General features: G+C 70.7%; 14 protein-coding genes. 3 read left to right on the top strand and 11 right to left on the bottom strand.

Going from position 1 to position 21,562, the window contains the following annotated elements; genetic code table 11:
• Nucleotides 1–78 precede the first annotated feature (78 nt).
• Complete coding sequence (locus tag CHC08_RS30555) at nucleotides 79–1,320, top strand: condensation domain-containing protein (RefSeq protein ID WP_089210841.1); 1,242 nt, start codon at nucleotides 79–81, stop codon at nucleotides 1,318–1,320.
• 75 nt (nucleotides 1,321–1,395) lie between these two features.
• Here the strand turns inward: CHC08_RS30555 and CHC08_RS30560 are convergent, their stop codons facing one another.
• The 4 genes from CHC08_RS30560 to CHC08_RS30575 all read right to left on the bottom strand — a co-directional run bounded on the left by CHC08_RS30560 (nucleotide 1,396) and on the right by CHC08_RS30575 (nucleotide 6,199).
• On the bottom strand, nucleotides 1,396–2,850 hold the full coding sequence (locus CHC08_RS30560) for a glycoside hydrolase family 3 protein (protein ID WP_089210842.1): 1,455 nt from the start codon (nucleotides 2,848–2,850) through the stop codon (nucleotides 1,396–1,398).
• Nucleotides 2,851–2,952: 102 nt separating this feature from the next.
• Nucleotides 2,953–3,852 (bottom strand): carbohydrate ABC transporter permease, encoded by a 900-nt coding sequence (locus CHC08_RS30565; RefSeq protein ID WP_089210843.1) that lies wholly within the window; start codon nucleotides 3,850–3,852, stop codon nucleotides 2,953–2,955.
• Complete coding sequence (locus tag CHC08_RS30570) at nucleotides 3,849–4,862, bottom strand: carbohydrate ABC transporter permease (protein WP_089210844.1); 1,014 nt, start codon at nucleotides 4,860–4,862, stop codon at nucleotides 3,849–3,851. The genes CHC08_RS30565 and CHC08_RS30570 overlap by 4 nt, the downstream gene beginning before the upstream one ends.
• 2 nt (nucleotides 4,863–4,864) lie before the next feature.
• Nucleotides 4,865–6,199, bottom strand: coding sequence for an extracellular solute-binding protein (locus CHC08_RS30575; RefSeq protein ID WP_089210845.1), 1,335 nt, complete (start codon nucleotides 6,197–6,199; stop codon nucleotides 4,865–4,867).
• Nucleotides 6,200–6,483: 284 nt separating this feature from the next.
• Between CHC08_RS30575 and CHC08_RS30580 the strand changes: the two genes are divergently transcribed.
• Nucleotides 6,484–7,128 (top strand): M15 family metallopeptidase, encoded by a 645-nt coding sequence (locus CHC08_RS30580; protein WP_089210846.1) that lies wholly within the window; start codon nucleotides 6,484–6,486, stop codon nucleotides 7,126–7,128.
• 142 nt (nucleotides 7,129–7,270) lie between these two features.
• On the opposite strand, the gene CHC08_RS30585 is transcribed toward CHC08_RS30580, so the two are convergent.
• Both CHC08_RS30585 and CHC08_RS30590 read right to left on the bottom strand, forming a co-directional pair.
• Nucleotides 7,271–9,280, bottom strand: coding sequence for an elongation factor G (locus CHC08_RS30585; RefSeq protein ID WP_179282300.1), 2,010 nt, complete (start codon nucleotides 9,278–9,280; stop codon nucleotides 7,271–7,273).
• 146 nt (nucleotides 9,281–9,426) lie between these two features.
• Nucleotides 9,427–9,795 (bottom strand): nuclear transport factor 2 family protein, encoded by a 369-nt coding sequence (locus CHC08_RS30590; protein WP_179282301.1) that lies wholly within the window; start codon nucleotides 9,793–9,795, stop codon nucleotides 9,427–9,429.
• A 282-nt stretch (nucleotides 9,796–10,077) separates the two neighbouring features.
• Between CHC08_RS30590 and CHC08_RS30595 the strand changes: the two genes are divergently transcribed.
• Complete coding sequence (locus tag CHC08_RS30595) at nucleotides 10,078–11,157, top strand: glycoside hydrolase family 16 protein (protein ID WP_179282302.1); 1,080 nt, start codon at nucleotides 10,078–10,080, stop codon at nucleotides 11,155–11,157.
• A gap of 287 nt (nucleotides 11,158–11,444) precedes the next feature.
• On the opposite strand, the gene CHC08_RS30600 is transcribed toward CHC08_RS30595, so the two are convergent.
• From CHC08_RS30600 to CHC08_RS30620, 5 genes are read right to left on the bottom strand one after another with little or no spacing between them, the layout of a single operon-like run.
• Nucleotides 11,445–13,271, bottom strand: coding sequence for a N,N-dimethylformamidase beta subunit family domain-containing protein (locus CHC08_RS30600; RefSeq protein ID WP_089210850.1), 1,827 nt, complete (start codon nucleotides 13,269–13,271; stop codon nucleotides 11,445–11,447).
• A complete protein-coding gene (locus CHC08_RS30605) occupies nucleotides 13,268–14,593 on the bottom strand; it encodes a condensation domain-containing protein (RefSeq protein WP_089210851.1) in 1,326 nt (441 codons plus the stop codon). Before CHC08_RS30605 ends, CHC08_RS30600 begins: the two co-directional genes overlap by 4 nt.
• A 14-nt stretch (nucleotides 14,594–14,607) precedes the next feature.
• Nucleotides 14,608–14,859, bottom strand: a complete 252-nt coding sequence (locus CHC08_RS30610; RefSeq protein WP_089210881.1) for an acyl carrier protein — start codon at nucleotides 14,857–14,859, stop codon at nucleotides 14,608–14,610.
• A gap of 56 nt (nucleotides 14,860–14,915) precedes the next feature.
• Complete coding sequence (locus tag CHC08_RS53015) at nucleotides 14,916–15,170, bottom strand: MbtH family protein (protein ID WP_089210852.1); 255 nt, start codon at nucleotides 15,168–15,170, stop codon at nucleotides 14,916–14,918.
• Nucleotides 15,171–15,172: 2 nt separating this feature from the next.
• Entirely contained in the window at nucleotides 15,173–21,394 is a 6,222-nt protein-coding gene (locus tag CHC08_RS30620) for a non-ribosomal peptide synthetase (protein WP_089210853.1), read from the bottom strand.
• Nucleotides 21,395–21,562 lie beyond the last annotated feature (168 nt).

Here is a 21,562-nt window from a genome sequence, read left to right on the forward strand (position 1 = left end):
CTAATAAATGCCTGTTCGGGGTGACCCGCGCCCCCGTCGCCCGCCGAAGAGGAGTCATCCACGAGGGAGACGGACACGATGTCGCACGCCTCTTTCGACCTGCGGGGGATCCCGCTGGTGCTCCACCTGAACGGCCCCGTCGACGTTCCGGCACTGCTGAGCGCATGCGCCGCCGTAGCCGCCCGGCACGCGGTGCTCGGCCGGGTCCGGGTGACCCGGGTGGAGACGTCTCCCGAGCGCTACCCCGAGGTCGCGACGGCGGAGGCCGCTCGCCCGTTCGACCTGGATCGCGGCCCGCTCGCCCGGTTCACGCTGGTCACGGTCGGGCAGGACCGCAACCGGCTGATCTTCACGGCGCACGGCCGGGTGTTCGACGCGAGCTCCAAGGACATCCTGGTCCGCGACCTGGCCGACGCCTACTTCTCGCGCGCCGCGCTGCCCAGGCTGCCCCTGCCGTACGGCGAGCCGTCTGCGCCCCGGGGCGCCCTGTCCGTACGGCAGAGCGAGGCGTTCTGGAGGGAACGTGCCGGTGAGCCCGCCGAGCTGGTCCTGCCCGGCCTGCGGGCGAACCCGCACGACGTCGGTCCCGGCGAGATCGTTGAGATGGTGCTCGGCCGAGCCGAGTTCGAGGGGTTCGCCGCCGGGGCCACGGCACTCGGCGCGACCCGGTTCGAACTGCTCCTGGCCTCCCTGGGCGTGCTGCTGCGCCGCTACGGCACCGCCGGCTCGCCGATCGCCCTCGACCTCGGCACCCGGACCGGCGAGACACGGGACCACATCGGGCCGTTCGTCGCGGAGGTGCCGTTCGCCCCGCACCCCGGCCCGGACGAGGATCTGCCGACCTACCTGCGTACGGTCCAGGCCGAACTCCGCGCCCTGTACCGGTTCCGGCACCTGCCGCCGGAGAGGACCTCCCGGCCGGTCCTGTTCAGTTACCGCAGAAGGGCGGCCACCCCTCGTTTCCACGGGGTCGGGACCGGCGTGGAGTGGACGGTCTTCAACGGTGTGGCCCGTGGCGCGCTGCACCTCCAGGCGGTGGACGCGGACCGGAGTCTCACCCTCGGGCTCCGCTTCAACCCCGCCACGATCGACCACGACGACGTGTCCCAGATCGCGAGGTATCTGCGCACGCTCCTGCGCGCCATCGCCGCCGAGCCCCACGCGAGGATCGCGGAGCTTCCCGCGCCGGACCCCGAGCCGGACGAGGAATCCGTGGCGGCCGGCTCGTTGTCCTTGGATGGTGCGGAAGGGCCCGTGATGACGCAGATGCGCGAGATCTGGCAGGAGATCCTCCGTCCGATCCCCGCGAACGCGTTCTGATCGCATGCCGACGGCTCGCGCCCGGGGATTCCCTCGGGCGCGAGCCGTGCCGCATACGCCGAACCGGACGCCGGATCAGACGCCGAGCAGCTCGGCGGCGGCCTGGGCGTTGGCGCGGGCGGCGCCGTACGTGGCGAGGTAGGTGACGCCCTCGGGGCGCCAGATCGGCAGGCCCATCTCGACCACGGTGGCGTCGGGGCGGGCGGACAGCAGCGCGGACACCACCGACCGGCTGGCCTGGTAGCGGTGGGCGTCCTTGACCACGACGATCAGGGAGCGGCCGGCGGCGCGCTCCAGGATGCCCGGCACGTCGGCGTCCTCCGGTTTGACCCGGAGGACCTCCGCCTGCGGCAGCAGGGGAGTGAAGCCCCACGGCACGTCGCCGACCGCGATGGTCGGCGGGGTGTCGACCTCGACCACCAGGGGGTTGATCAGCGGGGACGCCGATCCGGTGAGGCTGATCGCGCGACGGGCGGCGGCCAGGCCGATCACGTTCTCCTCGGCCTGGCCCGTGTGGGGCGTGCCGAACCAGGTGCGCAGGCGGGCCACTCGCTCGGCCGCCGCCTCCAGGCGGGCCAGGGGCAGCCGCCCGTCCAGCACCGCGGCGACGATCTCGGAGATGATCCGGCGGATGTCGTCCTCGGTCGGCAGCGGGCCCAGGCAGAGCAGGTCGGCCCCGGCGGCCAGGGAGAGCACCGCGCCGCCGGCCAGGCCGTAGGCGTCGGTGACCGCCTTCATGTCGAGGGCGTCGGAGATGACCACGCCGTCGTAGCCCAGCTCGCCGCGGAGCAGACCGGTCAGGGCGGCGGGGGAGAGCGTGGCGGGAATCAGGCCGGTGACGGCGGGGACCCGTACGTGCGCGGTCATGATCGACTTTGTCCCGGCCGCGATCGCGGCGCGGAAGGGGACGAGCTCGCGTTCCCGCAGCAGCTCCAGGGAGGCGTCGACGAGCGGGATCTCCAGGTGGGAGTCCTGACGGGTGGCTCCGTGGCCGGGGAAGTGCTTGACGCAGGCGGCCACGCCCGCCGACTGCAGGCCGTGGACGGCGGCGACGGTGTGCCGGGCGACCAGGGCGGCGTCCGACCCGAACGAGCGGGTGCCGATCACCGGGTTGTCGTCGGCGGTGTTCACGTCGGCCGAGGGGGCCATGTCCAGGTTGACGCCGCAGCGGGCCAGGTCGTCGCCGATGGACCGGTAGACGCGCCGGGTCAGCTCGGCGTCGTCGACGGCGCCGAGGGCGGCGTTGCCGGGGTAGGGGCTGCCCACGTGGTAGGCGAGCCGGGTGACGTCGCCGCCCTCCTCGTCGAGCGAGATGACCGGCTCACCGGCCTCGCGCAGGCGGGCGGTGAGGGTGGAGAGCTGGGCGGCGTCGGCGACGTTGAACCCGAAGAGGGTGACGCCGCCGAGACCGTTCTCCAGATCACGCAGGACCCACCCGGGGACGGTGGTGCCCTGGAACGCGACGAGCAACGTGCCGGCCGCGAGACGGTGCAGCCCCTGATCGCTGTGTTCCGCGATGAACTCAGACATGGCGGTATGTAGTTCCTTACCTGAGATAGGGGGGTGTCGGATAGGGAAAGGGCTGGTACGGCTCGCTCCTTGTGGGTGCGAGCCGTACCAGCACCGGGGGGGTCAGCCCTTGACGGCGCCCGCGACGAGGCCGGAGACCATCCGTCGCTGCACCAGAAGGAAAAAGATGATCACCGGGATGGTCATCAGGGTGGAGGCGGCCATGATGCCGCCCCAGTCCACCGACCGCTGGCTGACGAAGTAGCGCAGCGCCACGGGCATGGTGTAGCTGCCCTGGTCGCTGATCAGGGTCAGCGCGAACACGAACTCGTTCCAGGCGGTGATGAACGAGAAGATGCTCGTCGCGACGAGACCGGGCGCCACCAGCGGGAACAGGACCCGCCAGAAGGTGGTGAACCGGCTCGCGCCGTCGATCCAGGCCGCCTCCTCCAGCTCCCTGGGCACCGCCGCGACGAAGGTGCGGAGCATCCAGATCGCGAACGGCAGCGTCATCGCGATGTTCACCACGATGAGCCCGAAGAGCTGGTCGTACAGTCCCGCCCGCCGGACCATGATGAAGAGCGGGATGAGCAGGGCCTCGCCCGGCACCATCTGCACGATGAGGAGCAGGACCAGGAACGGGGCGCGTCCGCGGAAGCGGAAGCGGGCCACGGCGGTCGCCGCGAGCAGGGAGAAGACGGCGCCGATGAGCACGGTGCCGAGGGCCACGATGGAGCTGTTGAGCAGGTAGCGCCAGATGGAGTGGCCCGCGACGCCCTCGGTGAAGACCCGCTTGACGTGGTCCAGGGTCGGGTCGGTCGGGAACGGGATGAAGTCCGTCGTGAAGATCTGCTCGCTGCTCTTGAACGCCGTGGTCACCATCCAGTAGACGGGGAACACCGCGAACACGAACACCACGACGGCCGCGGTGTTGAGACCGAACTTGCCGAGCTGCTTGCGCTGCTTGAGCTTCCTGCTGGCCTGGAGCTGCCCGGACCGCCCGGGTGTCTCGAAAGTGGTCATCGCACGTCCTCCGTCTTCACGATCTGGCGGACGTAGAAGAAGGTGATGACGAGCAGGATCAGCGTCAGCACCACCGCGATGGCCGCTCCCATGCCCATCTTGGGCGGCGCGCTGAAGGCCTGGGTGAAGGCGAACAGCGACAGGTTGAAGGCCTCACGGTTGGACGTTCCGCCCGCCAGCACGAACAGCTGGGTGAAGACCTTGAAGTCCCAGATGATCGAGAGCACGACCAGCACCGCGAAGACCGGCTTCAGCAGCGGGAAGGTGATCCGCCAGAAGATGCGCCACGCGGAGGCGCCGTCCATCCGGGCCGCCTCGTACAGCTCCTGGGAGATGCTCTTCAGCCCGGCGAGCACCGAGACCGCGATGAACGGGAACGACGCCCAGACCACCGCGACGATGAGCACCATGTAGATGGTGAGCGCGTCGTTGAGCCATGGCTCGCCGGTCCAGTCGGAGCGGCCGAACAGCAGGGAGGAGAACCAGTCGGGGAGCATGTTGAGCGCCCAGTTGATGACACCCGACTCCGCGTCGAAGAGCCAGCGCCAGATGATCGCGGTGGCGATCTGGGGGGTGGCCCACGCCGCCATGATGCCGACGATGAGGAAGGTCGACATCTTCTTGCCGAGCTTGTGGAGCAGCAGGCCGACCAGCGTGCCGAGCGTCAGGGTAAGCGCCACGGTGACGACCGCGAAGACGACGGTGTTGCGGAGCGACGTCCAGAACAGCTCCGACTCGAACAGCTTCTGGTAGTTCTCGAAGCCGACGGACTCGGCCGGCACCCCCCGGATCTGCCGCAGTCCCACGTTCTGGAAGGACATGACGACCATCTGGTACAGCGGGTAGAGCAGCAGGCCGGCGATGACCACGAGACCGGGAAGGAGCAGCGCGTAGGGGACCACCCAGTCGGGCAGTCCGCTTGGCTTGCGCGGGGATTTGCCGGTGTGGCGCCCCCGCGCCGGGGCGAGGGACGAGCCCCCGTCCCGGGCGACGGTTGAGGTGTTGGCCATGGCTACTGGTTCAGGATCTCTTCGAGTTCCTTGTTGGCGTCGGCCAGAGCGGTGTCGACGTCCTTCTTGCCCTCGATGACCGAGCGGGCCGCGGTCTGCAGGACCGCCTTGGTGTCATTGGCCTCGGCCCAGTTGGTGTCGTTCGGGAAGCCCTTGGCGACCTTGAAGGTCTCGGCGAACGGCGCCTGCACGGGGTCGGCGGCGTACTCGGCCAGCGCCTCCGGATACAGCGGCAGGAGACCGCCGTCCTTGGCGTAGCGGGTGCCGAACTCCTTGCCGGCGGCCAGCTTCACGTACTCGCCGGCCAGCTCGACGTTCTTGGCGTCCTTCCAGATGGCGATGTCGTTACCGCCCTGGAAGGCCGGGGCCGGGCCGCTGCCGTCCTTGGCCGGGAGCGAGAAGAAGCCCATCTTCGCGTCGTCGACCTTGCCGCCGCTCTGCTCCTTGATGGTGGTGATGTCCCAGCCACCGGTCACGTACATGCCGACCTTGCCGTTGGCGAAGCGGGTCGCGATGTCCACGGAGTTCTGGGTCAGGGCCGACTTGCGCGAGACACCGTCCTTGACCACCAGGTCGGTGTAGAACTGGAAGCCCTCCTTGAAGCCGGGCTCGGTCAGCTTGCCGACCCACTTGCCGCCCTCGAACGCGGCGAAGTCGCCACCGGCCGACCAGACGAACGGGGACAGCGACATGTTGGCGTCGGAGCCGCCGTTGAAGGCGAAGCCGTCGACGTCCTTGCCCTTCTCGGCGACGATCTTCTTGCCGGCCGCGACGAGGTCCTCCCAGGTCTTGGGAACCTCGATGTTCAGCTCCTTGAACCAGTCCGTGCGGTAGAGGACGGCGCGGGTGCCGCCGCCCCACGGAGCGGCGTAGATCTTGCTGTCCACCGTCTCGTATCCCCACAGGTTCTGCGGGATCTGCTGGAAGTCGGGGTTGCCCTTGACGACCTCGGTGATGTCGGTGAGGGCGTCCTGCGCGACCCAGGCGGCCACCTGGTCGTTGCCGAACTCGGTGACGTCCGGACCCTCTCCGCCGGCCAGTGCGGCGGTCCACTTGGCCTGCGCGTCCGGCCACGGCACCCACTGGACCTTGACCTCGGCGCCGGTGGTCTCCTTGAACTTCGCGTTCAAGTCGGTCATGAGGGCGTTCTGCTTCTCGTCCGGAGCGCCGAGGCGCCACACGGTCAGAGTCTGGCCGGCGAACTTGGGGCCGGAGGCGGCGGGAGCGGACGCGGCGGACTCGGAGGTCGACGCGGGCTCGCTGCTACCACAGGCGGCGAGGCCCAGGGCGAGGGCGGCGGTGGTGGCCGTCGTGGTGGCGATTCTCGCGAACTTCACTGGAGGTCTCCCTTTCAGGCTTTCGCCGGGGTTTGCGCTCATCTGTTATCGGCTGGGGTCCCCGCGACCCTCTGTGCTCGCTGGGAGCGATCGGAGCTGCCACAACCCGCGGCCTGGATTGCCTGCCGGCGGGCTGACCCTCGCTAAACTAACAAGAAACTTTCTTAAAAGAAACGATCGTTAGCGGATCGTGACGGGGGTCGATCTCGCTCCGACGCCCTGGTTCCGGTGCTCCGGCAGGCCCGGGAACAGGCGCTCTCTGAAACGGTGTGAGAATTACCGGCATGCGCGACATCGTTTTGATCTCTGACCCCCGCGTCTCCTCGATCCCCGTCGAGGAGTCCGGAGAGCGGTTGATCGACGTCCGGGGGCGGTTGCGAACGGACGACCGGCTGGCCGATCCCGAGGGGGCCTTCGCGCACCTGCGGGAGGGAGTGCTGGGCCGGCTGGAGGGCGCACAGACGCAGCTTCCGCCGGGATACCGGTTCCTGGTCGTGGAGGGTTACCGGCCGTTGGCGACGCAGCGACAGATCTTCGAGAAGTACTCGGCGGAGTTGCGGGCGACATTCCCGGAAATGTCGCCCGCGGAGATCCGGGTGGCGGCCAGTCGCTATGTCTCGCCCGTCGAGGTGGCCCCGCACACCGCCGGCGCGGCGGTGGACCTGACGCTGTGCACCGAGGACGGCGTCGAACTCGACATGGGCACGCCGCTCAACGCCACCCCCGAGCAGAGCGAGGGCGCCTGCTACACCGACGCTCCAGGACTGTCACCCGAGGCCCGCCACCACCGCAAACTCCTCGGCGTCGCCCTCGAGTCGGCGGGCCTGGTCAACTACCCCACCGAGTGGTGGCACTGGTCCTACGGCGACCGCTACTGGGCCATGACCACCGGAGCCGCCTCCGCCCTCTACGGCCCCCGCCTCCTCTGATCCCGTACGGCACCGCCGCCTCTACGGTGCCCGCCTCCCCTGACCCTGTACGGCACCGGCGCCGGTTACGGTCCCCGGCCTCAGGACCCCGTCCGGCACCGTCCACGGTCTCGGCCTCCGGCTCCGTACGGCACCGCCGCGATCACGCGCCCTCCCCGCGCCCGCCGACCCGGCGCACGACACGCAGCAGGTACTCCCTGCGGTCGAGCGGGTCGTGGTCCGACCTCGGCCGGGTCGGGACCGTGCCGCGGACCGGCCGGTAGTGGTCGAAGGCGCACTCCAGCACGCCCTCGCCGCTGGTCAGCGACGGCAGTCGCTGCTCCAACCCGTGCACCGAAGCGGCCGGGATCTCACCCTCCACCAGATACGACGAGCCCCGCGTCACCGAGGTCTGCGGCACGGCGCGCAGCCGCGACAGCACGGGCAGCACCGATCCGAACACGTCCGCCGGCAGGTCGAGGTGGAAGCGGTGCATCGGCTCGTGCACCCTGGTGCCGGCCTGCGTCAGCGCGCTCATCAGGACCAGCGGCGTCAGGTTGCGGAAGTCCCCGGCGGTGCTCGACATGCTCTTGTCGAAGACGCCGTGGGAATGGCTCTGCCGCGCCGCATAACCGGAATGCGTCAGGGTGACCGTGCAGTCGGTGACCTGCCATCCGTAGAGCCCCTGGTTCAGGGTCTCCCGCACGGTCTCCTCGACCGCCTTGATGAACGAGAACGGCATCGACCCGAGCTCGACGCCCAGCCTGAACTCCACGCCGGTGTCGATCGGCGCCGGCTCGACGCGCAGCCCGACGGTCGCGAGGAACGGGTTGGACTCGGCGTGGAGGATCTCGGCGGCCGCGCCGGTGCCGACCGGCCGTTCGATGTGGATGGTCGTCGTCTCGCGGAAGGTGACGTCGACGCCGAAATCCTCCGCCAGCGTTGCCTGGATGACCTCCTTCTGCACCTCGCCGTAGAGCGAGACGGACGTCTCCTGCCGGAGGTCGTCCTGTCGAAGGTTGATCAGCGGGTCCTGCTCGGCGAGCTGGGTGAGCGCGAGGTGCAGCGCTCCCCTGTCGGTGGGGCGGCAGGGGGCGACGATCGTTTCCAGGGTCGGCGGGGAGAAGTGACGGCCGTCCGAAGTCGTCGTGCGCGGCACGCCGATCGCGTCGCCGATGCGGATGTCGCCGAGTCCCCAGAGCCTGCCGATCTGTCCCGCGGCCACCGCGTCACGCGACAGGTCCGAGCCGCGCTCGAAAACGCTGATCGCGGTGACCTTCCCCTCCTCGTCCTCGCGGAGGCGCAGCCGGTCCCGTACTCGTACCGTTCCCGAGAACATGCGGATGTAGGCGATCTTCTCCCCGGCCGGACCGCGTTCGACCTTGAAGACGGTGCCCGAGATCGGGCCGTCGGCATCGCCTTCGGCCGCGGGCAACAGCTCGGTGATGCCGGCGATCAGCGCGTCCACGCCCGCGCCCGTGATCGCCGAGCCGAAGAACAGCGGATGCACCAGCGCCTGTCCGGTCTGCGCCGCGAGTCCGGCGCGGAGCCGGAGGTAGGGGAGCGCCACCTCGTCGTCGACGTACGCGGTGAGGAACGCGTCGTCGTGGTCGGCCAGGAGGCCGATCAGACCGGACGTGAAGCCGGCGTCGGTGGCGCCGTAGGGCACGGAGAGCGCGTCGCGGGTGCCCATCCCGAGAACCGAGCCCATGGAGATACTCGCCGGGGTCAGCTTCTCGGTGATGCTCCGCACCACGCGTTCGTACCGGGCGCCACCGCGGTCGACCTTGTTCACGAAGACGAGGGTGGGAATGCGCAGCCGCCGCAGGGTCCGCATCAGCACGCGGGTCTGCGCCTGTACGCCCTCCACGGCGGAGACGACCAGCACGGCGCCGTCGAGCACGTTCAACACCCGCTCCACCTCGGCGATGAAGTCCGGGTGGCCGGGTGTGTCGATCAGGTTGACCGTGACGTCGTCCACGACGAAGGAGGCGACGGCGGACTTGATGGTGATGCCGCGTTGCCGTTCCAGCGCCAGGGAATCGGTCTGGGTGCTGCCGTCGTCGACGCTGCCGATCTCGTCGATGACTCCGGCGGCGTGGAGCAGCCGCTCGGTCAGGCTCGTCTTGCCGGCGTCAACATGCGCCAGAATTCCCAGGTTGAGCGTTCGCACGATGTGTCATGTCCTTGAGATAGATGGCGATTCCCTCCTGGATGGACATGAACGCTCGGCACATGGTGGTGGCTCCTCGGTTGATCGGCTGTCCTTGGAAGGACAGCAGACGGCCGCTCCGGAAGGCAACCGATTTACCGGGCCGCTCAGAGGATGAGGTGGGCCGTCGATGGTGGCCCGGTGCGTGTTGTGCGGACCCGAGGCGCCCCGCCGTTCTCCGGGAAGGCGATGTGGTCCCGCATGGCCCAGATCCCGGTGGCGGTGTCGGGGCCGGTGATCTCGATCTCGGGCATGTATCCGGTATGCGCGCTCACGGCGTCGCCGAGCCACGCGCGGGTGACGGAGACGAACTCGTCGGGTGTCCTGACGACCCCGCCGACCTCCACCCGCGCGTCCGAGGTGAACACCTCGCGCCAGGCATCCCAGTCCTTGGTGTCGAGGTGGCGGAAGTAACGCGCCTTGAGCTGCTTGATCTCCTCGACGTCCGACAGTCGTCGTAGCGTGTCGTTTTCCACGGGGCCTCCCAGTGTGGTGATCGCCGAAGAACGGCCGCTGCCACCCGTCCGGACTCTGCTCTTAAAAATCTTGACTGATCGTTACAGATTTTGGGCATGGGAAACCCGGGCGCAGTCTTGGCGTCGAACCCCGACCTGTGCCGTGCGAGGACCCTACGCTTATCTGTAACGATCGGTCAAAATAATCAAGTGCGCCCCGTTTGGTGCGATGACCGATGTCGGCCCCCGTACGGAGCCATCGGCGGCAGGTCTCGATCCTGCTCTCCCTGCGAAAGGCGATCCATGCGTCGTATCGTCCATATCCTGGCTGTCCTGTCCGTCGCACCGGTCACGGTGACCTTCGGTGCGGTCCCGGCATCGGCCGCGGTGACCGTTATGGTGGACTCCTCGCCGACCAACCCGGACGCACCGGTGGCCGGGTCCGTGGTCGCCGCCGTCAAGTCGCGCGACCCGGGGAAACTCGCCGTGCGGACGCTCACCGGGGTCAACCCGCTGACGTTCGGCCAGGACTTCACCGGCCCGACGGGCGCCGGCCCGAACACCGGCCTGAGCTCGCCGGTCTGGTTCAACGACCCCTGCTGGAAGCGGGGCTGCACCGGCACCCTCGCCGAATACAGGCTCGACCACGCTCAGCTGGACGGGCAGGGACACCTCGTGCTCACCGCCGACCGGGCCGTCACCCCGGGCGCCCGGTGCGGCCCCGTCGCCTGCCGCTACGCCTCAGCCCGGCTGAGCATGCTCGACTGGGAAGGTGGCGAGGGGCTCTCCTCCTGGGCTCAGGCGGGCGGCCACCTGGAGGCGCGGATGCGGGCTCCGCTGGGCAAGGGCCTGTGGCCGGCCTTCTGGACGGTCGGTGCGAACAGCGCCGAGGTCCGCTGGCCCGCCAGCGGCGAGATCGACGTGATGGAGGCGCTCGGCGACCATCCGACGCTCGTCGAGCAGCACGCGCATAACGGGATGCCGGACGATGGCTTCGCCGGCAGCCCGACACCGCCGGCCGAGCGGCACGCGCACGACTGGGCGCCGGACATCGACTTCGGCGGCAGCACGACGCTGCCGGCCGGGCAGACGATCGCCGGCTGGCACACCTACGCCGTGGACTGGGACGCGGGCGCCAACGGGTACCTGAAGTGGTCGGTCGACGGCGTGGTCACCCGTACGCTGACCGCGGCCCAGGCCGGTCCCGCGTGGGCGCAGTCGTTCCGCGACCCCCACGCGATGATCCTGGACCTGGCCGTGGGCGGCGGCGAATGGGTCGGGGAGCCTGACGCCGGCACCGTGTTCCCCGCCCGGCTCGAGGTGGACTGGGTCCGGGCGTACAGAAACCCGATGGCGGACAGCGTGGGACGGCACTGCGGATAGAGCTTGACGACGGACCGCTGGCCTTCGTCGTCGTGCAGGTCGCCGATCCCAACGCCGTCGCCGTGCGCATCAGGAGCTTCGGTCGCACCCGCTGACGACCCGCTACTTCGGTACGGGAACAGCGCCGCGTCGTCCAGCTGACGCGTGAGCCCGCCTGCCGTCAGGTCGGCCAGGACTTCCACCCCCGCGCCAGGCGAACGTGGTGTCGGCGCGGCGAGGCCCGGCGCGGAGAAGGCGCCGGGCCGTGCATGCGTCCGGGATCAGCTCGCCGAGACGGAGAAGCCGCGTCAGAGGTCGGGGAGAGGGGTTCTCCAGCGGAGGGGGTGGCCGGGGGTGGTGCCGATCAGGCGGCCGGCGTGGGCGGTGAGGACGGTGCAGTCACCGGCGGTGCAGAGGTCGGTCCACTCGGTGGGGGTCGGCAGGGGCATCCGGGTGCGGATCCGGCCGGTGGGGTCGACGATGTGAAGGCGGGCGTTCAGGGCGGTGAGGGCGATGGCGCCCGCGCTGTCGTCGACCCGGATCCATTCGGAGGCCTCCGCCGGGAGGCGCCACAGGCCGCCGTGGGCGGTGACGGCCCACAGATCGCCGTCCACCAGGGCCAGCCCCACCCCGCCGGAGGGTCCCCTGCCGAGCACCGTCCAGGGGGCTTTCGCACCCGGGTCGCGGTAGACGAGCCGGTTGTCGCCGGTCAGGCCGTACAGGCCGATGGGTCTGGTGGCGGACGCCTCTCGCGGGGTGGCCATGGCGACGACGCCGCCGCCGGAGTCGATCCGTTGCCAGCGCAGGTTCTGGCCGGAGACGTCCCGGCGGTACAGGACGTCGTCCACCCCCACCCCGTACAGCTGGGAGTCGCACACGGTCAGCGCCCGGATCGAGTCGCGGGGGCCGATCACCTCCCACCCGTTCACCGGGGAGGCCAGCCGGTCCAGCACGTTGCGGGTGATGCGGTCCACGGCCGGGTCGTGCAGGGTGTTGCCCCAGTTCACGGTGGAGGCGGTGAACACCGTCCCGGCACCGAGCCCGAAGACGCCCATGGTGGCCATGCCGCCCTGGCCGTACCGGTGCCAGTGGCGCAGGTCGGCGGTGGCCAGGACGACGAAGGACGGCGGGGTGCCGTCGCGCCCCGTGGCCACCGGAACGCCGTCCACCTCCGTGAAGTCGCAGGCGTCCGTCTCGTAGCCGATCGCGCCCCGGCCGAAGGTGTCGCCCTCGCCCAGCTTGGTCCCCTCGAAGACCCAGTGCTCGGGGAACCGGGTGGTGTAGGACTCCTCGTGCATCAGCTGCATGTACGGCCCCCAGGTCCCGGCGCCCCGCCGGAAGCTGACACCGGTCAGGCCGTTCTCCGGCCGGTTCACCGGCGCACTGGACCACTCGACCGTGGTGAGCCCGGGCTCCACGGCGGACATCGGGTCGGCGACCGCGTCGCGGTAGCAGACCATGGTCCGCCCGTCGTCCTCCAGCCGGAACTGCCACCAGCAGGTGTTGCCGGAGAACACCGCCAGGTTGCCGCCCCGGCGGACGAACTCCTCGACGTTGTCGCGCATCTCCGCCGACCAGTACTCGTCGTGGCCGTTGAGCACCAGCAGCCGCCTGCCCGCGAGCAGGCCGGATCCCTCGTGAAGGTCGAGACCGGAGCAGTAGTCCACGTCGTATCCGGCCGGGCCCAGCCAGCGGAGCATTCCCTCCTCCCAGCGTTCGGGAGGCGGGCCGCCGCCCGGCCGGTCGAAGGAGACGCGCGAGGCCCGGGTGGGCTGCTCGCTCCAGTAGATGGACTCGCCGGGAATGCCCGCCCGGTTGTAGGCCTGCCAGGTCGGGAACGGGATCGACAGCAGGATCGGCGAGCTCGGCCGGGCGGCCCGTACGACGAAGTAGACCTCGCAGACGTCCTCGTCGGCGGTGAACATCGCGCGGTAGAGCGAGCTCGGCCAGTCCCCGGGCACGTCGAGGGTCCACAGGGGGGCGCCGAACTCCCCGTCGAGCACGGGCAGGTCCGTGGCCACGTCCTCCACCAGCACCGAGCCGCGGAGGGGCGCCCGGGACGCGCGGGCGAGATGGAAGCGGAGCTCGCCGCCCTGGACACAGGAGGTGGCCTCGGCGTAGGCGTGGACCGTCATCCGATGGGCTCCAGCACCTCGTGGAACGCCGCCTCGACCATCAGCGACTCCAGGTCGAACAGGTAGCGCTCCATGGCCTTGCGGGACAGGAAGCGGGTGTCGGCGGTGAGCGAGACGCCCAGCCCGCCGGGTTCGCCGCTCACGTGCAGGCAGAACCGGCAGTTGAGTTTCTCCTGGCTGAGCGGCCAGGTCAGGGTCGTGGCGTCCATCGCCCGCCGCACGGTCAGCTCGTCGTGGGAGGGGTCCACCCGGTCGGCGAGGCGCGCGTCGTTGAAGCAGCAGTAGGGGTGGATCGGCGTGCCCCGCTCCAGGCTGACCTGTGCGGCCAGCCGGTTGCGGTCGCGCGGGTCGTGGTAGGCGGAGCGGTAGGCGCGCAGCGAGGCGGGTCTGGCCGCTCTCAGCAGGTCGCGGAAGCTGTTGGCCCGCAGGTCCAGCACAAAAAGGCCCTCCTGGGAGAGCGTGGTGACCACGTTCGCGGTGTCGCCGCGGAAGCGGTTTCCCACGATCGGCAGCATCGCGCACACGTCGTGGTCGCCCGCGCGGCCGGCCAGCGCGGACGTGGCGGCCAGCAGCACCGTCGAGGTGCTCATGGTGTTCGCGGCGGCGACTTTCTGGAGGGCCAGTTCCAGCGCCCGGGAGACGAGCTGCGCCCGCCAGACGGGGGGATTCTCGGGTGCGTCCGTGGGCTGGTCGAACATGGTCGGCGGGATGCGCCGATACTCGCTCTCCCAGTACGCGGCGGCGGCCCCGGCGACCTTCAGGCCCCGGTCCGACTCCTGCCGGCGGGCCAGGTCCAGCGGCGAGGGCGGGGGCGGCCCCGGCAGGGCGCCGCGGAGCAGCAGCAGCCGCAGGTCCGTGATCGCGATCGCGGCGCCGAGGCCGTCGGCGGCCACGTGGCAGAAGACGAGCACGATGTGGGTGACCTCGCCGCCTGCGAGCACGAGCCCGACCCTCAGCGGCCACTCGTCCTCGTAGTCGAAGGCCGTCTCCGCCAGCGCGTCCAGCAGCTTCTCCGGGTCGCCGTCGGACACGGTGACGGGGATGGCGCCGGTGGCCTCCAGCGCCTGGTACGGCCCTGCCCCCGGGTACGGACCCGTCCTCAGCCGGGTCCGCAGGGACTCGTGCCGTTCCACGAGCGCGCCCAGGAGCTCGGCGGCCCGTTCCACGGTGAGCGGCCGGGCTCGTTTGGGCACCGCGAGCACGCGGCCGAAGTTGAAATAGTGGTCGTCCGGCGCCGTCTTCTGAATCGCGTCCCAGATGGCCCACTGCCCCCAGGTCAACGGTGCGATTTCCGATCGGCTCCCCGAGAACCGGATGTCCATGTGCTTCTCCAGGTTCAGGAATCGGAGCGTTGGGCCTTGATGATGTAGCGCTCCAGCACGTCCAGGTCGTCCAGCAGCTCGAACCCGTCCCCCGCCAGGTCGATCTCCACCTCGAACTCGTTCTCCACCGCGTCGATCAGCCGCATCTGCGCCAGGGACGTTATCCCCAGTGCCGACAGCGGGACCGTCGCGGCCATCGCCTCCTCGGCCGTGACCGCCCCGTCCGAAGCCGAGGCCACCATCGCGGCCAGCCGTTCCCTAACCATGCCGAGCTCCTTCCGCGCCGTCCCGGTCGTCATCCGCCGAGAGCCGGGTCCACTTGTCAGACACCTGTGACCTCCGGGGCGGCCTCTGCGGCAGCCTTTACGGTGACCTCTGCTTCGGCCTCCATCGCGGCCTTCGCGCCGGTGTTCCTGGCGCTGAGCGGGCGCATGTCGGTCCAGACCTGGTCGATGTGGGCCAGACAGTCCTCCTTGCCGCCGGAGAAACCGTCGGCCCGCCAGCCGTCCGGAAGGTCCTGGCCCGCGGGCCAGATCGAGTACTGCTCCTCGTGGTTGACCACGACGCGGTAACTCACTTTCAGCTCCCCGTTTCCATGAGGCGGACGGCCTCTTCGTCGGACAGTTCGGACAGCTCGGCGACGAGCAGCTCCTCCACGGTGACCGCGAGCCCGGCCACGGTGCTCCGCGCGAACAGCGCGCGGATCGGCACGTCCACCTCGATGGCGGCACGGAGCCTGGCGATGACGCGGGTGGCGAGCAGCGAGTGCCCGCCCAGGGCGAAGAAGTCGTCGAAGGCGCCGATCCCCTCGATCCCCAGCACCTCGCCGAAGACGTCGGCGACCAACTCCTCGGCGTCGCCGCGTGGAGCGGTCTTCGCCCGGATCTCGGTCACGGGAGCGGGCAGCGCGGCCCGGTCGAGCTTGCCGTTCGATGTCAGCGGCAGGACGTCGAGACTCACCCAGTGCGCCGGGACCATGTAGGCGGGCAGGCCGTCGGTCAGGTGCCTGGCCAGCTCCTCGCCTCCGGCCGTGCCGACGGTGTAGCCGACCAGGGTCTCCTGGTGTACGGCCACCGCCGCCTGGCCGACGCCGGGGTGGGCCAGGAGCCGTGCCTCGATCTCGCCGAGTTCGATCCGGAAACCGCGGACCTTGACCTGGCCGTCCTCGCGACCGAGGAACTCCAGCTGCCCGTCGGCCCGCCAGCGTGCCCGGTCGCCGGTCCGGTAGACCCGTTCGCGGCCGAGAAGGGGGAAACGTTCGCCGGTCAGCTCCGGCCTGCCGAGGTAACCGCGGGCCACCCCGGCTCCGCCGATGCACAGCTCGCCCGGGGCCCCGGGCGGTACGGGCTCACCGCGGTCGTCCAGGACCAGGACCCGGGTGTCGCCGATCGGGGTGCCGATCGGCTGCCGCCCGGGGGAGCCGTCCAGCGTGGCGGCCGTGGCGATGATCGTCGCCTCGGTGGGGCCGTAGGTGTTGACCAGCCGGATCCGATCTCCGAAGCGCTCACGCCAGCGGGTCACCGCGGCCTCGTGCACCTGCTCGCCGCCGAGGATCACCAGGCGCAGGGCCGGAGGCCAGGCGATCTCGTCGATCTCGTCGACCAGCGCGTGCCAGTAGGCCGTGGGCAGGTCGAGCACGGTGACCCGGTCGAGGTGGTCGGGCAGGGTGACGCCGCCGTCGGGAAGGAGCCGCAGCCGGGCTCCGGCGGCCAGCGCCGGATAGATCTCCTCGGCGTGGGTGTCGAAGCTGAGCGAGGCGAACTGGACCACTCGGTCGCCGGGGTGCAGGCCGTACGCCTGGCGCATCCACGCGACGCGGGCGGCCAGGTTGCGGTGCTCGACCACGACGCCCTTGGGCGTGCCGGTGGACCCGGAGGTGTAGATCACATAAGCGGCCTCACCACCCGGCACCGCCACCTCGCCGCTCGGAGGGCTGGGCGTCCGGCCGGTCGGCGCATCGGCCGTGCGTGCGAGCGGGGTGGTGGAGGGCAGGCGGCCGGTCAGATCCGCCGAGGTGAGGACGAGGGAGGCGGCGCTGTCGGCGAGCATGAAGGCGAGGCGCTCGGCGGGGTGCTCCGGATCCAGCGGCAGGTAGGCCGCTCCCGCCCGCCAGGTCGCGAGCAGGGCGGCGACGGCGTCGGGTGACCGGTTCAGGCAGACGCCGACCACGTCACCGGGTACGACGCCGCGCGCCCGAAGGAGCGCGGCCAGCTCGTCCGCGCGGGTGTCCAACTCGGCATAGGTCAGCGCGGCGTCCCCGCACTCAACCGCGACCGCGTCCGGCGTGGTCCGTACGGTCGCCGCGAACAGATCCTGTACGGCGGTGGCCGCGGGTTGCGCGGGGCCTTCCGAGAGGCACAGGAGCAGCGCGTCGTCGTCGGCGGTGCGGAGCGGCAGCCGGGAGATCTGGTCGCCGGACGCCCCGGGCAGCGCGGTGAGGAGCAGGCGGAACCGTGCGGCCATCGCCTCGACCGTGGCCCGGTCGAACAGCTCGGTGTCGTAGACGAAGGTGAGCACCAGCTCGTGCTCGTCCTGCCAGGCCTCCAGCATGAGTTCGAGCTTGGCCTGTCGCATGCCGTGGTCGAAGCCCGTGGTGGTCAGCCCGGCGAAGGCGTCGCGGGGGCGGCCGGAGTCCTGGGTATGAAGGATGATCATGGTCTGGAACAGTGGGGTCCGGGTGAGGTCGCGTTCGACCCTCAGCGCCGTGACCAGCTCCTCGAACGGGACGCCCTGGTGGGAGAAGGCGTCCAGGACGCGGGTCTGCGTCTCCCGGAGCAGGCCGGAGAAGGTGGGGTCGGCCGACAGGTCGCCGCGCAGGACCAGGGTGTCGCTGAGGTAGCCGACGACCGGTTCGAGCTGGACCCGGTCCCGGCCCGCGGTGGCCGCGCCGACCAGGATGTCGCTCTGACCGGTGTGCCGGGACAGCAGGACCTGGTAGGCGGCGAGCAGGACCATGAACATCGTGGCGCCGTGCTCCCTGCCCAATCGGCTCAGGGCGGCGACCTCGCCCGCGGCCAGCCGGATCGTCGCCACGTCGCCTCGCCTGGAGGTCCCGGCGACGCGCGGCCGGTCGACCGGCAGGTCCAGCGGGGTGGGATCGGCGAGCATGCCCCGCCAGTAACCGAGCAGGTCGCCGGTGTCGCGCTCGCGCTGCCAGCGGGCGACGTCACCGAACTGGAGCGGCAGCGGGGGCAGTGCGTCCCGGCCCGAGTAGAGGTGCGACAGCTCGTCGACGATGAGGTTGAGCGACCAGCCGTCGCCGAGGATGTGGTGGAGCGTGACGCACAGGACGTGGTCGTCCTCGGCGATCCTGATCAGGGTGACGCGCAGGGGCGGCCGGGAGGCCAGGCCGAAGGGGGTGTTGGTCAGGGACGCGACGCGTTCCAGCGCCTCAGCCTCATCCGCGGCGGTCGTCTCCTCGACGGCCACCGGGCCCGGCGGGTCGATGACCACGACCGGTGCGCCGTCCACCTCGGGGAACCGGGTGCGCAGACTCTCGTGGCGGGCGACCGTACCGTCCAGCGCCCTGCCGAGGGCATCGCGGTCCAGCGGTCCTCGCAGCCGCCTGACCAGGCACATGTTGTAGGAGGCGTCGTCCGGGTCGAGCCGGTTGAGGAACCAGAGCCGTTCCTGTCCGTAGGAGAGCGGCGGGATCACTCCCTCCGGCCGTGGCCGTGGTCCGTCCTTCTCGCCGCCTTCCGTGCCGGCGATCAGCTCCGCCAGCCCGGCGGCCGTCGGACGCAGGAACACCTCCCGGACCGGGATCTCCACCCCGGACAGCGCGGTGAGCCGTGCGGTGACCATGGTGGCCAGCAGGGAGTGCCCGCCGAGCGTGAAGAAATCGTCGTGTGCTCCGACCTCGGCCCCCCCGAGCGCCTCTCCGAGCACCTCGGTGAAGACCTGTGCGACCAGCCGCTCGCCCGGGGTCCGGGGCGGGGTCACGCTCCGCTCGGGCCCCGCGCTCGCCTCCGGGAGGGCGTTTCGGTCGATCTTCCCGTTCGGCGTCAGCGGCAGGGCCTCCACCGCGACGAACACGCTGGGCACCATGTAGCCGGGCAGCTCGCGCCCGGCGTGTTCCCTGAGCTCGTCGAGCAGTCCCTCGGCCGGGGGAGTCGCAATCGGTACGGCGAAGGCCACCAGCCGGTCTCCGCGTACGGCGACCACCGCCTGCCGTACGCCGGGATGGGCGTCCAGCACGGCCTCGATCTCGCCGAGCTCGATGCGGTGACCCCGGAGCTTGACCTGGTTGTCGGTCCGGCCGAGGAACTCCAGGGTGCCGTCGTTCCGATGGCGTGCGCGGTCTCCCGTGCGGTAGACCCGCGAGCCGGCGGGGCCGGGGACGAAGCGTTCGGCGGTCAGGGCCGGGCGTCCGAGGTAGCCGTCGGCGACTCCCGCGCCGCCGATGAGCAGCTCGCCCGGCACACCGATCGGGCAGGGATGACCGGCGGGGTCAAGAACGTGGACGGTGGTGTTGGCGATCGGGCGGCCGATGACAATCTCGCCGGGATTCTCGGGGACGTCCCAGGCCGTGGACCAGATCGTGGTCTCGGTCGGGCCGTAGACGTTGACGAGCCGGTCGACCCGGGGCCGCAGCTCGCGCGCGAACCGGGGAGGCAGCGGCTCGCCGCCGGTCAGGCCCACCACGTGGGGCAGGTCCCCGGTGAGCAGGACCCGCCACCCCGACGGGGTCGCCTGAACATGGGTCACGCCCTCGTCCCGGACCAGGCGCGCGAGCCGTACGCCGTCGCGTGCCGTCTCCGCGTCGGCGACGACCACCCGCCCGCCCGTCACCAGCGGCAGGTACAGCTCCAGGGCGGAGATGTCGAACGACAGCGAGGTCAGCGCCAGCCACACGTCCCGGGGCGAGGATCCGACCAGGGTCCGCATCGCGAGCAGGAAGTTGGTCAGCGCGCGATGGGACACCACCACGCCCTTGGGCCTCCCGGTGGACCCCGAGGTGTAGAGCACGTAGGCCGTGTCGTCCGGGCGGGGCCGCGCGGGTCCCCCGGCCCCCAGGAGAAGATCCTCCAGGTCAGGTCGCTCGGGTGCCCCGGTCTTCGGGAGGAGGTCGTCCGGGCGGGGTTGCTCGGGTGTCCCGGGGACCGGGGGGAGGTCGTCCAGGCTGGTCAGGACCAGCGCGGCCCCGGAGTCCCCGATCACGTACGAGACGCGGGCCCGCGGGTAGTCGGGGTCGACGGGGAGGTACGCCGCACCGCTCATCGCCACGCCCAGCAGCGCGACGAGCATGTCCGTGCCGCGTTCCATCTGGATCGCGACGAGGGAGCCGCGGCCGATCCCCGCGGAGGCCAGCCGCCCGGCGAGCTCCGCGGCCAGTCCGGCCAGCTCGGCATAGGTCAGCGTGCCCGCCGCCACCGCGTCCGGAGTCGCCGCGGCCTGTTCGAGCAGCAGGTCGACCAGCGTCACCTCCGGCAGCTCGGCCTCTGTCTCGTTCCACCGCTCCAGCAGCCCGAGCTCCGTGTCCGGCATTATTCGCAGAGATCCCACACGCGCCTCGGAATCCGCCACGACGGCCGCGAGCAGCTCCTTGAACCGGTCGACCAGCCGCTCGACGGTCTCGCGGTCGAACAGGTCGGTGCTGTAGATGACGGTGCCGAACAGCCGGCCGTCGTCGATCGGGGTGAGATCCATCGACAGGTCGAGCCGAGCGGGGAACCAGCCGTTGGGGAAGGGCTCGGCGTCGACTCCGGGCAGGGGATCGGTCGCGTCGCCGTGGGTGTGGAAGGCGAACAGCGTCTGGAACAGCGGGGTGCGGCTGAGATCCCGCTCCATGTCGAGCTCGGCCACGAGGCGCTCGAAGGGGACGTCCTGCCGGGAGAGCGCGTTCAGCACGACCTTGCGGGTGCGCTTGAGCAGGTCGCCGAAGGTGGGATCGCCGGACAGGTCGCAGCGGAGGACCAGCGTGGTCGAGAGGAAACCGATCATGGTTTCGAGCTCGGTGCTCCCGCGGCCGGCCGACGGGGTGCCCACGCAGAAGTCGGTCTGGCCGGTGTGCCGGGCCAGCAGGACCTGGTAGGCGGAGAGCAGCACCATGTACGGCGTGCAGCGGGTGCGGCGGCCGAGGGCGCCGACCGCGGCGGCCAGGTCGGCGTCGATCTGGAACTCGACCTCGCTGCCCGCGCTGGTTCGCTGGGCGGGACGCGGCCGGTCGGTGGGCAGTTCGAGGGAAGGCACCCCGGCCAGCTGTCCGGCCCACCACTGGAGCTCGCGGAGTTCGGAGCCCGACGCGTGGAGGAGGCGCGTGTGCTCGCCGTACTGCAACGGGAGGTCGGGCAGTGGCGCGGTGCCCCGGCTCCCGTAGTGGGCGGCGACCTCGGTGCGGAGGATGTTCAGCGACCAGCCGTCGCCGTTGATGTGGTGCAGGACGACGCAGAGCACATGCTCGTCGGGACCGATCTCGATGAGCGACACCCGGAACGGAGGCGCGGCCGCCAGGTCGAAGGCGGCGTTGGTGAGCGTGGAGACCAGGGCGAAGGCCTCCTTCTCGCCCGGAGCCGTCAGCCGCTCCAGGGTCACCGGCGAGGGTGGGTCGACGATCGCCAGGGGCTCTCCGGCCACCTCGCGGAACCGGGTCCGCAGGCTCTCGTGCCGCGCCGCCACGGCGGTGAACGCGGCCTCCAGCGCGACCGTGTCAAGACGACCTTTCAACGTGTAAACATAGGAGGTGTTGTAGCTGGGGTCGCTCGGGTCGAACCGGTGAAGAAACCACAACCGCTGCTGGCCGTAGGACAGCGGGTACTCGGCCGCCGGCTGGCGGGGAGAAATGATCTCCGGCTTGAACACGCAGAGCTCCTTCGTCGACCGCGGGCTCGTTATTTGCGAAATGGCGGCGAAAGCTGGCGCGCGAAAATCCGTTCTGCGTCAGTTTCGCCGAATCAAGCGGGGATTTGGAAGGGTTGTTTCTGGAAAGAAACCTTCCAGTTAGTGCGCTGGGGGGTCAGTGTTACACCT

Origin of the sequence: Streptosporangium subroseum (assembly GCF_900188345.1) — a bacterium.
GTDB classification, from domain to species: domain Bacteria; phylum Actinomycetota; class Actinomycetes; order Streptosporangiales; family Streptosporangiaceae; genus Streptosporangium; species Streptosporangium subroseum.